We start from the raw sequence: 15,173 nt of genomic DNA on the forward strand, positions 1-15,173 counted from the left end.
AAAATACAAGCAAGGAGAAAGAAAGCAAAAAGGAATTATGTCAGATTCATGGCATAGTTCCTTTTCTCGTAATATATAAAATCTAATCCTGGTAGCTAGCTTTTTTTACCTCATTCATTAAATACTCAACAAAATGATCATCCTTTACCAGCCATGCTTCATCATATCGTTTTAGAAATTGCTCGCCTTCTTCAAAACTTGTAAAGGCTTGTTCCATTACCGTTTTATTTTTTTCAATCATCCAGTTCCGGTCATTCGATTGATAAAGAAGAAAAACATCTTCCTTTCTATTTTTGTACATCGAACCGAATAAAGAATGTTTCAAATTATAACGATTTCTTTTCGCATCTTCTTGTATTGGCTCCAAATGAAATGTATCCAACACAAACTGCTTATATGCTTCCTCTGTTAAAGAACAACCAGACGCTTTCTGATGGCCGCCACCACCGAAAAATCCTGCAATTTCAGAAACATCGATATGATCATGAATTGTACGCAATGATATTCGTTTTCCCCCCATATTTAATATAGCAATGAAATCAAGATGGGGATATTCTTTCCCTAGTTCATTTCCTAGTTCGGAATGGTACGATTCTGCATAAACGATACCAGCCATATACTCTCCAGTTTCTGACTGTACGATTTCCCTTTTTTTCCGACGTATATAACGATCAATCTTGTCTTCTTCCATGTTCAGCATTTTCTTTTCGAATTCATCAAAATCAAAATGTTCACTTGTAAGAAGTCGGTCGATCATTTTTTCTTCAAAATCTTCAATAGACACTAAATAGAAGAGTGAATTTAGCGAATGAGCTTGATGGTTTTCATTCTTCTCCCACTCCCATGTATCATACTGCCGCACTAACTCTACAAATTCAGTAATAGCATCCTTTGCTTCCAAAACTTTATGCGCAACAAGATATTGATAAAATAAGGAGGTAGCTGAAGTTAATTTGCCTTCATCATCCTCTACTAAAACATAGCCCCACTTATAATCATTCAAATGTGTAGCTGTTTTGTGATGATCAATTAGTTGGACTTTCTCTTTTGTAACATAAAAATCTTGCAGCCTTTTTTCATTTTCTTTATTTGGTGATAAATCAGTAATAAACAAAAACGTTTCGGGATGATCATTTTCTAAAAAGAATTCAATTTCTCGATTAAGCGACGCTACCGAATTATATCGCACCTTCACTTGCTTTCCAAAAGCAAGTTTTGCTAAAATGCCACATCCGACACCATCCAAATCATTATGGGACAATAATTTATACATCCACTTCACCTCCATCGTAGTATGGTTATGAAACGCGTATTTTATAAGGAAGAAAACGTATGGAGGAAATGCATGTCGCAAAATGATAAAAAGGAATCAGCATGAATAAATCTCACACCGATTCCATTAAACCATCTATTATTCAGGTGTCATATGTTCCTTTTTAAAAAAGTCCATTAAGTACTTTATCAAATACACTTCGGTGCAAGCTGGTCGTAAAAAAACATTTGCTGGATGTAGTTGAAAGTTTATAATCTATTCGTAGAAGATTTTAAAATAGTGACTTTTTTAGAAGTTACTTGTTTTTCTACTGCATAGTCTGCACGGTCTTCCCGAATAAAGCTCATTGCTATTGCACCAAAAATCGCAGCAATACTAATTGCAAAAAAGTTAAACTGTGGTTGAAGATTAAAAGTTAATAGAATTCCCATATAAGTTGGAGCTACTATGGAACCGAGACGTCCAAATGCCATTGTACTACCGAGTGCTGCTGCTCGAACATCGACCGAATAATACTCCGCTACATATGCATTAGACATATTTTGTAAACCAACTGAAGCAGCCCCAATAAGCGCAATTAGCCCGTAAGCAATATAAATATTTTTCGAGTAGCCGATCAGCACCAATGATACAGCCCCTACTATATAAAGTGGGATTAGAACACGTTTGAAACCAAGTAATTGAATAAGGTTTCCGAATACCAGTGTTCCAATAATTGCCCCTATTTGTAGCACCGCAACAAATAAAAGACTTGATTTTAGATCATATCCTGCACTCATCATTAATGTCGGAAGCCATGTATTTAAAGAATACATCAATATGAAAGTACAGAAGCAAGAGAGCCAGAACATCGTCGTGCTTAAAGCAAGTTTGTTTTTAAAAAGATCACGAACCGATGATTTTTGTAACTTTTCCTGTTGAACATATGTAAATTGGACAACTTGCGAAAGCGTTGGCTCTATTTTTCGAAGGACAGTGACAAGACTTTTTGTATCCTTTTGTTTCATTAAAGTACTAATCGATTCTGGGAGGATACGTGCAGCAAATGGTAACAAAAGAAGTGGTAATCCACCAATCCAGTAAACTGGTTGCCAACCAAATTTTTCGAGAAATACTTGTCCGCTAAATGATGCAGTCATTGCACCAACAGAATAACCGCAAAAAATGAATGAAATAATGGCAACACGGTATTTGGTCGGAGCGTATTCTGAGATTAAAGCAGCGATATTTGGCATAACACCACCAAAACCTAACCCTGCAATAATACGACAAATAACAAAGAATATAGGTGTCGGTGCAAATCCAGATAATAATGTAAAGAAACTAAATAAGAAAGTTGTAAAAATAATAATGCGTTTTTTTCCGAAACGATCTGCATACAGCCCAAATAAAACAGCACCAATTGCCGTACCAATTGTCGTATAACTACCGATCGACCCTGCTACTATATCCGTGATGCCCCAGTCTTCTTTTAACAAAGGAATCGTCGCGCCATAAATGACAACATCATAACCGTCGAACATCATGATAAAAAATAAACAAAGAATAAGTATGTAATGAAAGCCTTTTAATTTACTCTGATTAACTATTTCAATAGGATTTACTGTATTCATGCTAACCTCTCCGATGCGAATTTAGTCTGTAATGTAAGGAGATTGTAGCACGATAGAATAGCTAGCATATAACACATAAAATGTATCACTAGCCATAGTTTTAAACTATAGTCGAGTTTGTTCTTCAGCAATTGTTTCTTTTAAATACTCAATATAAATGTTTGCTAAAGGGCTATTTTTGACATTTTTATGTGTAATATACCCAACGGTAATCCGTTCCTCTACATGTAAAGGAACAGCAACGATATCTTTACTATTTAGTTCATGACTAATCACACCCGTTGAAATCGTATAGCCATTTAAGCCAATTAATAAATTAAAGAGTGTAGCCCGATCACTGACGGTAATATTTTTAGGTCTAGAAATGGTACTTAAAATTTCCTCCGAAAAGTAAAAAGAATTATAGTCCCCTTGTTCAAAGGAAAGATATGGATAGGGATATAAATCAAATAATGTCACAAAGTCTTGCTTTGCGAGTGGATTTCGTGAACTAATAAATACATGGGGCTTTGCTTCAAATAGTTCGTGAAAAAGGAGATTACCTTCTCTAAGAAATTTATAAATCACTTTTTTATTGAAATCATTTACATATAAAATACCAATTTCACTACGGAGATTTTTCACATCTTCAATAATTTCATAGGTCTTTGTTTCTCTTAACGTGAACTCGTACTCATCCCGATTATATTCTTTTAGCAGGCGTACAAATGCACTTACCGCAAACGCATAGTGCTGAGCCGATACAGAGAAATGTTGTTGTAATGATTGCGTATTGGAATATCGATTTTCTAGAAGAGCAGCTTGTTCCACTACTTGTCGTGCATACCCTAAAAACTCTGCCCCTTCAGCTGTCATAATAATTCCTTTATTCGTTCTCAAAAAAATTATAATTCCTATTTCATTTTCTAACTCTTTTAGTGCATTGGAAAGGCTTGGTTGGCTAATAAATAAATTTTGCGCAGCTTTACTGATGGAACGACTTCTTGCAACTTCAATTACATATTTTAACTGTTGTAATGTCATTATTTTGTACCTCTTTCTATTATATTATGTAATTTGTAGTTTTCGTAAAGAAGATATGTGTCATCATTTCTCCGTCCCTAAAGAAATGATTAATCAGTTATGTATAAGTGCAGAGTGGAATCCAATTCAACTCACAAACACTGGTGTTAATATTTTATCTTCCATTGTTTATTTCCCTCGAAATATTACCGAATTTTTAAAGTAACATGGAATGTCCGTGTCTTTCTAAAAATGCTTCTTTTTCTTTATAGTCTGGCATAATACTTCCAACACGTCTCCAAAATGAACGATCATGATTCATGTGTATTAAATGACATAATTCATGGATTATCACATAATCAATAACTTCCACCGGGGCCATAGCTAAACGATAATTAAATGTTAGCTTTTTATCCGAACTACAACTACCCCACTTGGTTTTAGATTCTACTATTTCAATGATCTTAGGCTTTACTTTCAGTTGTTTTTGATATATTTTTATCCGTTCTCCTACAATCGCCTTACATCTATTGATATAGAACTTCTTTAGATTTCTTTTTAGTGCCTCTTCATTTAACTCATTACTATCTATTAATTCATGAAGAAAACACTCTTTTCCAAGGTATAAAAACTTCCCTTGAGCGTGATACTCTCTCGCCTTAGGAATTTCTCGAGCCACACCAATTTCATGGATTTTCTCTAGTATCCATTTCCCTTTACTTTCTATTGCACTAACAATAATTTCTTTACTAGTGTCCTTTGGGACTTTAACAGTTATGAAACCCACCGAATCTATATGAATTGATAGCTTCTTCCTATTTCCATACTGAACATTAAATTCTATCATAGTATTTTCAATTTCAATTTTCATAACTAGCCTCCGTTTCTCGCTTGATTAAAGCCGTATGTAGTAAAAGGCATCAGATCCTAATACAATGTTGAATTGTTTTAGAATCTGACACCTTAACTCTAAATTTATATAAGTTGAAGTATAAAATAACCTTCCACTGGTGATAGCTCGGCATATAATCTAAACCCTTAACGAGCCACGGAATCCCCTTGCAGCATAGTAGGAGTCTGCTCCATTGTGGTACACAAAGACTGTATCGTAGCGACAATCACAAAACAAGGCTCCACCCAATTTTCTAATATTATCAGGTGTTTGCACCCAGCTCGACGTTTTCAAATCGAATTTTCCAAGTTTCTGCAAATCCCGATATTGTTTTTCCGTTAAAAGTTCAATGCCCATCGCAGTTGCCATATCAATGGCGCTATTTTCGGGTTTATGTTTTTTTCTTGACTCCAATGCTTCCTGGTCGTAACAGACGCTTCTGCGACCTTTAGGACTTTCTGCGGAACAGTCATGGAAAATATATTCGTTATTCTCTTTGTCATAACCAACAACATCCGGTTCCCCTTCTGTTTTTTCCATTTCATTGAGCGACCAAAGTTTTTCGATGTTCTTTTCCAGCTTCGCTTGAACTTTACTCCATTCAATCCCGTCATGACGGTTCATATTTTTCTCAAAACGTTCTTTTAATACGCTGAGTAGTTCTTCCCGTTGTTCTAGTGGCAACTCCAAATTTTGCTTTGTCATATTAGTTTCACCCTTATTGTTTTTACTCGTTTATATACTAGATTGTTCTTTTTCAAAGTTATCAAGCAATGTACGCACTTCATCTGTGGATTTCGTGTTCATCAATTGATTTCTTAATTCGCCAGCTCCACGGAATCCTTTGACATAAATTTTGAAAAAGCGATGTAGTGCCGTGATGGAACGTGGTAATTCTGCTGAATACTGATCTTGAAGATCCAGTTGGAATCTTAGAAGATCAAGGTATTCCGTAGTGCTATGCTCTTTTTGCTCTTTTTCAAAAGCAAAAGGATTTTTAAAAATACCTCGCCCAATCATAACTCCATCAACACCATATTTCTCAACAAGCTCTAGCCCAGTTTGACGGTCAGGAATATCTCCATTGATTGTTAGCAACGTATTTGGGGCTATTTCATCCCGTAATTTTTTAATGTCAGGGATCAGTTCCCAATGCGCATCTACTTGGCTCATTTCTTTTCTTGTACGTAAATGAATAGAAAGATTCGCAATATCCTGTTTGAAAATATGTGTTAGCCACTCTTTCCACTCGTCAACTTCGCTAAAACCAAGTCGTGTTTTCACACTGACAGGTAGTCCTCCCGCTTTAGCTGCTTGAATAAGCTCTGCCGCTACTTCCGGACGTAAGATAAGACCGCTACCTTTCCCTCTCGTTGCTACATTCGGTACTGGGCAGCCCATATTAATATCGATGCCTTTAAATCCTAGCTCTGCCATGCCAATACTCATTTGGCGGAAATATTCGGGATTATCCCCCCAAATATGTGCCACCATCGGCTGTTCATCTTCTGTAAAAATCAAACGGCCGCGCACACTTTTCATCCCCTCTGGATGACAATAGCTATCCGAGTTTGTAAACTCTGTAAAAAACACATCAGGTTTACCTGCTTTACTCACTACATGACGAAAAACAACATCCGTCACATCTTCCATTGGCGCAAGTACAAAAAATGGTCGTGGTAAATCACGCCAAAAATTATCTATCATTTTAAACTCAAATCCTCTCACTATGGGTATTACTTTAAACTCCCGGCTTAAAAATATAAAGCCACATAACTTATTATCAAACACAAGTATATTTGGATATTTCATTTGTGCAAAACTACCTACGAAAATCGACAATGTTTATTTTAACCTATATCTGTCCTGAATGGTATTTTTCTAAACCAAAATGCAGATGATAGAAACTTTTTTTATCATAACAGGTCCAACTACTTGACCGCTTCACAAGCTGTTATCACATATGGTTTATTGGTAATTACTTTGAAAACTTCATTAAATTAGGTAGTATATAATTCAGGACAAATAGTATTGGAGGAATCAGAATGGAACTTATTGTTTATTTAGCGGGTCAGATTCATGATGATTGGAGAGATGAAGTTGCACAAAAAGCAAAGTCAAAAAATCTTCCGCTTCGTTTTGTAGCCCCGCAAACAAATCATGATCGTTCAGACAATATCGGCGAAGAAATTTTGGGAAAACAGCCATCTAATCTATATAAAGATGATGCAGCGTCAGATATTAATAATTTTAGAACTCAAGTGTTAATGCAGAAAGCAGATATCGTCATAGCCTTATTCGGAGAAAAATATAAACAATGGAATACAGCAATGGACGCTAGCATGGCCATTGCCATGAACAAGCCTACGATTATCATTAGACCTGAATCATTAATTCACCCATTAAAAGAGCTTTCAAACAAAGCAAATGTAACTGTAGAAACCGTTGATCAAGCAATGGAGGTTATCAGTTATATTTTTGATTGAAATAAAAAAATGAAAATTAATAAGGAGTAAGCAAACAAAAAATACTTTTGTTCGCTTACTCCTTTTTTAATGAATTTACTTTTCTTTATTATCAGTTCTTTCCGTCAAATCCTTATTGTAATTATACTGTGAAGGATCGACTATAGTAAATCCTGTCGGTGTATAGAATCTCAATAAGTCACCATTCACGACTTTATCAGAAATTCGTAATTTATTATCTACTTCTTTTTTGTACTCATTCGCTTTTTCTAATTGATTTGCATCATTTATTGGTAAACCATTTGTAGCATCGTAAAATTTCCCATCAATTGAATAGAAAGTAGGGCTGACATAATCATCATTTCTAAAGGCAACTATTTCATTATGCTCTTTTGATAATATGTCGGTACCAAATTGAATGTAACTTTGAGAATCAATCCCAAGTAAATGTAATAAGGTTGGAAGAAGGTCTATTTGCCCTCCGTAAGTATGATTAATCCCCCCTTGCATTCCTGGAACGTGAATAATTAATGGCACACGTTGCAAATTAGTACTTTCGTAAGGGGTGATTTCTTTTCCTATGATTTGTTCCATGGCTTTATTATGATTTTCTGAAATACCGTAATGGTCTCCATAAAAAACAAGCATACTGTTATCATATAAGCCAGATTTTTTTAATTCATCCATAAACTGTTCAATCGCTTCATCCGCATAACGAGCAGTTTGGAAATAATTATCTACACTTGCATCTCCAGTATCAGCTTTGCTAATTGTTGATAAGTCTTGATTCATTTTATAAGGATAATGGTTCGCAACCGTTATAAATTTCGAATAGAAAGGTTGAGGTAAAGTCTTTACAAGATCTAATGATTGTTCAAAGAATGGCTTATCCAATAGACCATATTCAGCCATATCTTCTGCAGAACTAGTGTCGTAATAATTAGCATCAAAGAAATGGTCATACCCGAATGATTTATAGATCTCATTCCGATTCCAGAAACTTCCGCTGTTCCCATGAAATACAGCAGATGCATATCCATTCTCTTTTAATATTGCAGGAGCTGCTTGATACGTATTCTGACCTTTTGTAATATAGGCAGATCCTTGTGGTAAACCAAATAAAGAGTTTTCAAGCATAAATTCAGCATCTGAAGTTTTACCTTGAGCTGTCTGATGGAAGAAGTTATCAAAGTATAATGTATTTTCATCTTTAGTTAATGAATTTAAGAATGGTGTTACTTCTTCACCGTTTAATTTATAGTCCATCAAAAAGCTTTGGAATGACTCCAAATGAATATAGATGACGTTCATATCTTTCGCTACGCCAAAAAATTCTTTATTAGGTTCCGCATAGTTAGATTTTGTAAAGTTAATAACTTCTGTTATATCATCGCTATCAGCTAAAGCCCTTTTTGAAGACGCCTTAATAGTTTCTGTAGCGTCATATATCGTATAGTTATACATACCTAAATACTTAACAATATAGTTTCTATCAAAACCACGAGTTAATAGCTGCGGACGATCAGCATTAGCTAGTCCTAAATTTAAAGCAGATATCCCTAAAGCAAAAGCAATCACTGGAATTGCTTTTTTGTATCTAACTCTACTATTATCTTTTTGTATTTTTTTAGATAAACATAAGTAAATCAACAAAAATACATCAACAAAGAACAATATATCGTAGGGTTTTAATAAAGAGATAATACTGCCGCCTAAGTCTCCAAAGTTTTGTGTTTGAGAAATCGTTGGCAATGTAATAAAGTCACTGAAAAATCTATAATAAACTGCATTTGCATATAAAAGCATGGACATGAGTGAGTAAATTACAACAAGTGATGTATATTTCCTCGGCCCTTTGAAAATGAATGAAAATCCAAGAAACAACATAGCTGAACCGAGAGGATTTAAAAGTAAAAGGAATTGTTGTAGGAATCCTTCTACCCCTAAGTTAAATTGTGTTACTTGTGTGATATATGTTTTAATCCATAGCATGAAAACGGCAACTAAATAAAAGCCAAAAAACTTATTTAAAAAGGCACCCTTTTTAATATTTAAACTATCCATTTTTTCACCTTCCTATTATTCTAAAAATTAATATTTACATTAAAACATTAATTTGGTAAAATATAGTTTTTCATATTTTTTAAAAGCTTATATAGCCTACATCTTTTCCGGACTTCTGTCAAGGAGAAAAATCTATTGAGCTTACAATATTGAATTGTTACTATCGCAATCTTAGCTCCCTTCATTCATAAAACAACAGCAAAAGCAGACGGCCTATTAGAGGTGCATTATAGCACTTCTAAACCGTCTGCTTTTTATGTTTGAGCAAACAGATCATTGACATATGCGACCTTCCGATTCAAGTCAAACATAATAATGGCTAAATTTTTTATTGGAATTGATTACAAGTTCATGCGAATCTATTAAAATGAATAAGAATTGTACAAGATGATTCTATTTCCTTTGTGAAACAATTGTATAATCCTTATGAATTCATATTTTTCGACCACTGGAATAGAGAAAGTTTTCAACATCCTGTAACTTTATGTAAAAAAACAGGTAGAATTTGAGGTATCATTATTCTATACAATACTAATTAGATTGTTACCCTAAAATTTTCGAGAAAGGTAGGATTTACATGACTCATATAAATCAGCAAGTACTCGATTCCCTTCTAGACCAAATAGCAGTTATAAATCAAGATGGACTTATCATTGCTGTTAATAAATCATGGATTAACTTTTCTCATGAGAATGATGGTGATTTATCTACGAGTGGAATTGGGAGTAATTACCTTCATGTTTGTAAGAAAAAAGTAAGAAAGGGTATTGAATGCGTTTTAACTGGACGGAAAAGTCATTTTATTTTCGAATATTCTTGTCACTCTAAAACAGAAATACGATGGTTTTTATTACGTGCAACGCCTTTTATTAATAATGCCGATGATGATTCTTTTGTTATCGTATCCCATGTTGATATTACAAATCAGAAATTAATAGAATTCAATTTACAAAGAAGTGAGAATTACTATCGACTGATTGCTGAAAGTTCAACTGATTTTATTTCTACCCAAACGCTTGACGGCGTGTACACATATATTTCTCATATGTGTAACCTAACACTCGGTTATGATTCTTCTGAGATGCTTGGAAAATCTGCTGAAGCGTTTATACACCCAGAAGATGTAAATTTGTTTACATCCTTACAAGATTTAATACAAAATGAAGATAAAATTCAAACCATAACGTATCGAATTCGCTGCAAAAATGGAAAGTACATTTGGTTTGAAACCAAATGTCAAGTATTTTTAGCTTCTAATGGAGAGTGTGAAGAAATCCTTTGCATTTCCAGAGATGTAACAACAGAAAAATTAAAATTGAACCAACTAGAAAGAGAAACACATCGATTACAAAAGGCCATTTTTATTGATGAATTGACAGGTGTACATAATCGACGTTTTTTCAATAAAATTCTAAATGAGGAATATAAGAAAAGTATTCATTCTAAAAATGATTTTTCGTTATTAATGATTGACATTGATTATTTTAAACAATATAACGATACGTACGGACACCCAAAGGGAGACCAATGCCTCTCGTTAGTCGCAAATACGTTAAAAAGTCATGTAAGCGATATAGGTTTTGTCTGTAGGATCGGTGGAGAAGAATTTTGTATTATATTACCTAACATAAACAATGATCAAGCCATCTCCTTAGCCAATAAACTTCGTTATGAAGTAGAGGAATTAAAAGTTCCGCATGCAAATTCACAAACAAGTCTTTACATAACTATAAGTATTGGCGTTGCCACAACAATTTCACATCACTCCCCTCAAATAGATTCGAGTGAATTGTTGGTATTAGCTGACCAAGCACTTTATAAAGCAAAAGAAGATGGAAGGAATCACGTCATAAACAATGTCGTATTCGATAATTTTAGGAGGTCAAGTTCATGAGCTGTAAAAACTGTTTAGTAACGGAATTAACATACGAAATCAGGTTTGAAAAAAATCATGATGTATCCATTATTCAAGATATAGTTAGTCACCTATCACGTAGAAATATATGGGTAAATGTTGAGGACAAACAATTGAAAATCAAGGAATCCGGCTTAAGAGAATTTCTTGATTTTTGTACGGATCATATGCAAAAGGAAGAAATATACTTTCGCATAGAAAATCAACAATGGCATCCACTGACTGAGATTGAAAGTTTTATTGAAACCAATTGGATAGATGAAGTTATACAAAAAGAGTTAATTACATGCCATTTCCAACCAATAGTCGATCAAACAGAAAAAATATTTGCTTTTGAAATTCTCGCTAGATTTCAAAATGAAAATGGGTCCATGATTTATCCGAACGAAATTTTTACTACGGCAAAAAAAAGAGGGCGATTATATGCTTTAGACCGTTTATGCAGAATGACAGCGGTTAGATATTCAACAAAGATTAATACTAAAGCTTTTATTAACTTTATCCCTACTTCCATCTACTCACCTGAGTTTTGTTTGAAATCAACCATTTCTTTAGCCAATGAATTAGGAATAAACCCTAATCAATTTGTCTTTGAAGTGGTAGAAACCGAACAAGTAGATGACTTAGATCATTTAAAAAAAATATTAACATATTATAAGGAGAAGGGATTTCAATATGCACTTGATGATGTTGGTGAGGGATTTAACACCATCGATATGTTATCAAGTCTGCAACCCCATTTCATGAAATTAGATATGAAGTATGTTCAAGGTGTTGCAGTTGATTCCACTAAACAACAAATCGCTCAATCCTTTTTAAATAAGGCAATCGAAATAGGAAGCATTCCATTAGCAGAAGGTGTGGAAACAAGAGCAGACTTTGAATGGTTGAAACAAATTGGGTATCAACTTTTTCAGGGGTATTTATTTGGAAAACCAACTCCCGAACCAAAGTTAATTTAGTCCAGCCTGTTCTATTTGTAAGTAATTCCTTAGAATAGTAAGTAATACCAAGCATTTGAGACATTTTAACTGGTGATGGATTATTAAATAGATTAGATTCATTGTCAAATCCTATTAATTATATCCATCGCTGTTCTTTCTAAAGATGGTCCATATCTCATCCAACTTTCTAGAGTTCGGCATCCATAGTCGATTGTTCTACTTTAAAACTTGAGTTTGTGAATGAATCTTTCAAAGACTTACGGCATCCTGCATAAAGCGAATGGCAACTTAAAGCGGCTACGTCCATGTGGCAACGCTTGGATAACCAACATCTCATTGTTCCGAACCAATGGGGCTTCTGCTAGCACTCCCCCATTTTTACTCATCCGTTTGCCTTAAATCTAAAGGTGGGGGGCTTGACTTACCATTAATACGAGATAAATTGAATTGAAACATATAATGAAAAACTATCCAGAATTCATAAGAAAGTGGGAGGTTTCATATGAACAGAACAAAAAAGGCTTGGATTAATGCAGTCTTATTGGTAATTACATTGATCATCAACTCACTGAGTGCTATTGGCTTAATTAATGGCAACTCACAAAAAGAAGTTTCGGACAGATACTTCACTTTAATTACACCAGCACCAATTACTTTCAGCATCTGGGGTGTGATCTATTTTCTATTAGTATTATCAGTGAGCGTGATGATCGTGAAGAAAAATGATAAGTACTATAAGAAGGCTATCGACGAAATTTCCGTACTTTTTTGGATTTCTTGTGTCATGAACATAGTATGGATTATAAGTTTTTCTTTCCTCTTGATTGGAATTTCATTGATTTTCATTTTCGGGTACGTCATCGCTCTGTCCCTTATTCTTGAGAAGCTCCTAAAGATACATGATGGAAAACACTTTATACTGCCATTGACTTTTGGAATATACACAGGTTGGCTCTTTATTGCCACAGTAGTCAATACAGCTGTGTGGTTAGTTAAAATAGAATGGAACGGTTTTGGAATCTCTCATGTGATTTGGGCAATCATTATACTTATCCTAGCTGTATTTTTAATATTTTTGGTACTTATGATAAACAAAAATGCGGTATTTCCTTTACCTGTTGCTTGGGCATACGTTGGAATTTATCAATCTTTAAAAACAATGGAAGGATTCCAGGGAGAATATGTTCTTATTCAGTTTGTATCCCTTGCAGGTATGGTCGTATTAATTGGAATGGCCGCGATACAATTCTATTTTAATCGATTAGCTTTGCTACCACACTATTCATCCATAAACAGAGAACAGTCTTTTATTTCCAGAAAATAAAAAAATATATTTGGAGTGCAGAAAGCGTACAAACATAAAAATACACAACCTCCTGGCTTGTGTTGACATCAAAAAGGAATCCGCAGACTGCACTTGTATAAGTTGGCTTTACTTAATGCACCAAGAATTAAACAGGCTTAAATAAGTAAAAAACAGGGGGTAGAAAATGGATGAAGTTCATCCACTCTCTTTTCTCCTGCGTCTCATTCATGCGTTTATCATGACATTATTTTTTGTTTTAAAAGATTTGTTTTAAATGTCAGTAGTTAATTATTGAGTTACAATTTTCTCTCCAGCAGTGTCACTACTTCAACATGTGTAGTCTGCGGAAACATATCAACCGGCTGCACTTCCATCGTTTTATACCCACCATCTTCTAATATGCGCAAATCACGAGCAAGCGTCGCAGGATTACAAGACACATAAACAACTCTTTTTGGGCGTTGTTCAATAATTGTCGTGAGTAATGCCTCGTCGCAGCCTTTTCTAGGCGGATCGACTACTAGCACGTCTGCTTTTTGACCTTCTTTATACCACTTCGGAATAACTTCCTCTGCAGGACCCGCTTCAAAATACGTGTTTGTAAATCCATTTAACTCAGCATTTCGTTTCGCATCTTCAATTGCTTGTGGAACGATTTCTACACCTAGTACTTGTTTTGCTTGCTGTGCAAGGAATAATGAAATTGTTCCTATTCCGCAATATGCGTCAATCACTGTTTCATTTCCAGAAAGCTGGGCGTAATCGAGTGCTTGTTTATATAGTACTTCTGTTTGGACTGGATTCACTTGATAGAACGAGCGAGCCGAGATTTCAAAGCGAACGTCTCCAATTAGATCTTCGATAACTGCTTTACCCCAAACAACATTTGTTTCATCTCCAAAAATAACATTCGTATTGCGGCTATTTACATTTTGCATAATAGAAGTGACATTCGGCTCTACTTCTCGGATTAACTCGATGATAGCATCTTGTTTGGACAGTTTGGCATGCTTTGTCACAAGTACTACCATCACTTCCCCAGTTGCACGACCTTTTCTTACAACGAGATGACGTAGTTGCCCTTTTTTCGTTTCTTCATTGTAAGGAATTAAATCTAGCTCCATTGCATGTTCTTTCACTGCACGCATTAATCGATCTGATTCATCTGATTGGATTAAACAAGTATTCGTATCTGCAATTCGATGAGATTTAGATTGATAAAATCCAGCGAGTACTTGTCCGTCTTCCAAAGCAAATGGTATTTGAGATTTGTTACGGTATTCCCATGGCTTCTCCATTCCTTTAACTGGCAGTACAGGAGCATCGATTTTCCCAATTCGCTTCATGACATTTCGGACCATATTTTCTTTCCATGCGAGCTGTCCTTCATACGATAGATGCTGTAATTGACAGCCTCCGCATTCTCCAAATACTGGACATGGGGCATCTACGCGAAATGGGGAAGGCTCGACGATGTTCATTAATTTTGCGAAGCCATAGTTTTTTAATGTTTTTAGCACATGTACTTCCGCCGCTTCATTCGGCAATCCGCCCTGTATAAATAGCGGGTAGCCATCGACTTTTGCTACCCCTGCTCCGTCATGTGTTAAGTCTTCTATATGGACTGTTAACTGGTCATTCTTTTTTACTGGTGTATTCACTTTATTTCTCCGTTCCTGATTTGATTGATTCATTATAC

The 15,173-nt window shown here is 34.9% G+C and carries 12 protein-coding genes; 4 read left to right on the forward strand and 8 right to left on the reverse strand.

The genetic code is table 11. The features are described 5' to 3' along the window. Nucleotides 1–82: 82 nt before the first annotated feature. From FG383_RS08990 to FG383_RS09015, 6 genes are all read right to left on the reverse strand, one after another. Complete coding sequence (locus FG383_RS08990) at nucleotides 83–1,273, reverse strand: DHH family phosphoesterase (protein ID WP_142607043.1); 1,191 nt, start codon at nucleotides 1,271–1,273, stop codon at nucleotides 83–85. Nucleotides 1,274–1,521: 248 nt separating this feature from the next. Then, on the reverse strand, nucleotides 1,522–2,886 hold the full coding sequence (locus FG383_RS08995; protein WP_142607045.1) for an MFS transporter: 1,365 nt from the start codon (nucleotides 2,884–2,886) through the stop codon (nucleotides 1,522–1,524). A gap of 105 nt (nucleotides 2,887–2,991) precedes the next feature. After that, complete coding sequence (locus FG383_RS09000; protein WP_142607047.1) at nucleotides 2,992–3,909, reverse strand: LysR family transcriptional regulator; 918 nt, start codon at nucleotides 3,907–3,909, stop codon at nucleotides 2,992–2,994. A 196-nt stretch (nucleotides 3,910–4,105) separates the two neighbouring features. Continuing rightward, nucleotides 4,106–4,759 carry a M48 family metallopeptidase gene (locus FG383_RS09005; protein ID WP_142607049.1) on the reverse strand — a complete coding sequence of 218 codons (654 nt, stop codon included), beginning with the start codon at nucleotides 4,757–4,759 and terminating at the stop codon, nucleotides 4,106–4,108. Nucleotides 4,760–4,918: 159 nt separating this feature from the next. Continuing rightward, the gene (locus FG383_RS09010; RefSeq protein WP_142607051.1) at nucleotides 4,919–5,485 is read right to left on the reverse strand and encodes a DUF4256 domain-containing protein; all 567 of its coding nucleotides are present in this window, start codon (nucleotides 5,483–5,485) and stop codon (nucleotides 4,919–4,921) included. A 30-nt stretch (nucleotides 5,486–5,515) separates the two neighbouring features. Continuing rightward, nucleotides 5,516–6,487, reverse strand: a complete 972-nt coding sequence (locus FG383_RS09015) for a tRNA dihydrouridine synthase (RefSeq protein ID WP_142607053.1) — start codon at nucleotides 6,485–6,487, stop codon at nucleotides 5,516–5,518. 338 nt (nucleotides 6,488–6,825) lie between these two features. Between FG383_RS09015 and FG383_RS09020 the strand changes: the two genes are divergently transcribed. After that, on the forward strand, nucleotides 6,826–7,266 hold the full coding sequence (locus tag FG383_RS09020; protein WP_142607055.1) for a YtoQ family protein: 441 nt from the start codon (nucleotides 6,826–6,828) through the stop codon (nucleotides 7,264–7,266). 75 nt (nucleotides 7,267–7,341) lie between these two features. On the opposite strand, the gene ltaS is transcribed toward FG383_RS09020, so the two are convergent. After that, a complete protein-coding gene (ltaS, locus tag FG383_RS09025) occupies nucleotides 7,342–9,309 on the reverse strand; it encodes a lipoteichoic acid synthase (protein ID WP_142607057.1) in 1,968 nt (655 codons plus the stop codon). 577 nt (nucleotides 9,310–9,886) lie between these two features. Between ltaS and FG383_RS09030 the strand changes: the two genes are divergently transcribed. The 3 genes from FG383_RS09030 (at nucleotide 9,887) to FG383_RS09040 (ending at nucleotide 13,492) form a co-directional block, all read left to right on the forward strand. Beyond that, nucleotides 9,887–11,203, forward strand: a complete 1,317-nt coding sequence (locus tag FG383_RS09030; protein ID WP_142607059.1) for a sensor domain-containing diguanylate cyclase — start codon at nucleotides 9,887–9,889, stop codon at nucleotides 11,201–11,203. Beyond that, a complete protein-coding gene (locus tag FG383_RS09035) occupies nucleotides 11,200–12,186 on the forward strand; it encodes an EAL domain-containing protein (protein WP_142607061.1) in 987 nt (328 codons plus the stop codon). Before FG383_RS09030 ends, FG383_RS09035 begins: the two co-directional genes overlap by 4 nt. A 484-nt stretch (nucleotides 12,187–12,670) precedes the next feature. Then, nucleotides 12,671–13,492: a TspO/MBR family protein gene (locus tag FG383_RS09040; RefSeq protein WP_142607063.1), complete on the forward strand. Its 822-nt coding sequence runs from the start codon at nucleotides 12,671–12,673 to the stop codon at nucleotides 13,490–13,492. A 278-nt stretch (nucleotides 13,493–13,770) separates the two neighbouring features. Here FG383_RS09040 and rlmD read toward each other — a convergent pair whose 3' ends face one another. After that, on the reverse strand, nucleotides 13,771–15,135 hold the full coding sequence (gene rlmD, locus FG383_RS09045) for a 23S rRNA (uracil(1939)-C(5))-methyltransferase RlmD (protein ID WP_142607065.1): 1,365 nt from the start codon (nucleotides 15,133–15,135) through the stop codon (nucleotides 13,771–13,773). Between the last annotated feature and the right edge of the window lie 38 nt (nucleotides 15,136–15,173).

Origin of the sequence: Psychrobacillus soli (genome assembly GCF_006861775.1) — a bacterium.
Lineage (GTDB): Bacteria > Bacillota > Bacilli > Bacillales_A > Planococcaceae > Psychrobacillus > Psychrobacillus soli.

Coding starts and splice junctions, on each gene's coding strand:
- FG383_RS08990 (WP_142607043.1), bottom strand. CDS start 1,273: ATGTATAAATTATTGTCCCATAATGATTTGGATGGTGTCGGATGTGGC.
- FG383_RS08995 (WP_142607045.1), bottom strand. CDS start 2,886: ATGAATACAGTAAATCCTATTGAAATAGTTAATCAGAGTAAATTAAAA.
- FG383_RS09000 (WP_142607047.1), bottom strand. CDS start 3,909: ATGACATTACAACAGTTAAAATATGTAATTGAAGTTGCAAGAAGTCGT.
- FG383_RS09005 (WP_142607049.1), bottom strand. CDS start 4,759: ATGAAAATTGAAATTGAAAATACTATGATAGAATTTAATGTTCAGTAT.
- FG383_RS09010 (WP_142607051.1), bottom strand. CDS start 5,485: ATGACAAAGCAAAATTTGGAGTTGCCACTAGAACAACGGGAAGAACTA.
- FG383_RS09015 (WP_142607053.1), bottom strand. CDS start 6,487: ATGATAGATAATTTTTGGCGTGATTTACCACGACCATTTTTTGTACTT.
- FG383_RS09020 (WP_142607055.1), top strand. CDS start 6,826: ATGGAACTTATTGTTTATTTAGCGGGTCAGATTCATGATGATTGGAGA.
- ltaS (WP_142607057.1), bottom strand. CDS start 9,309: ATGGATAGTTTAAATATTAAAAAGGGTGCCTTTTTAAATAAGTTTTTT.
- FG383_RS09030 (WP_142607059.1), top strand. CDS start 9,887: ATGACTCATATAAATCAGCAAGTACTCGATTCCCTTCTAGACCAAATA.
- FG383_RS09035 (WP_142607061.1), top strand. CDS start 11,200: ATGAGCTGTAAAAACTGTTTAGTAACGGAATTAACATACGAAATCAGG.
- FG383_RS09040 (WP_142607063.1), top strand. CDS start 12,671: ATGAACAGAACAAAAAAGGCTTGGATTAATGCAGTCTTATTGGTAATT.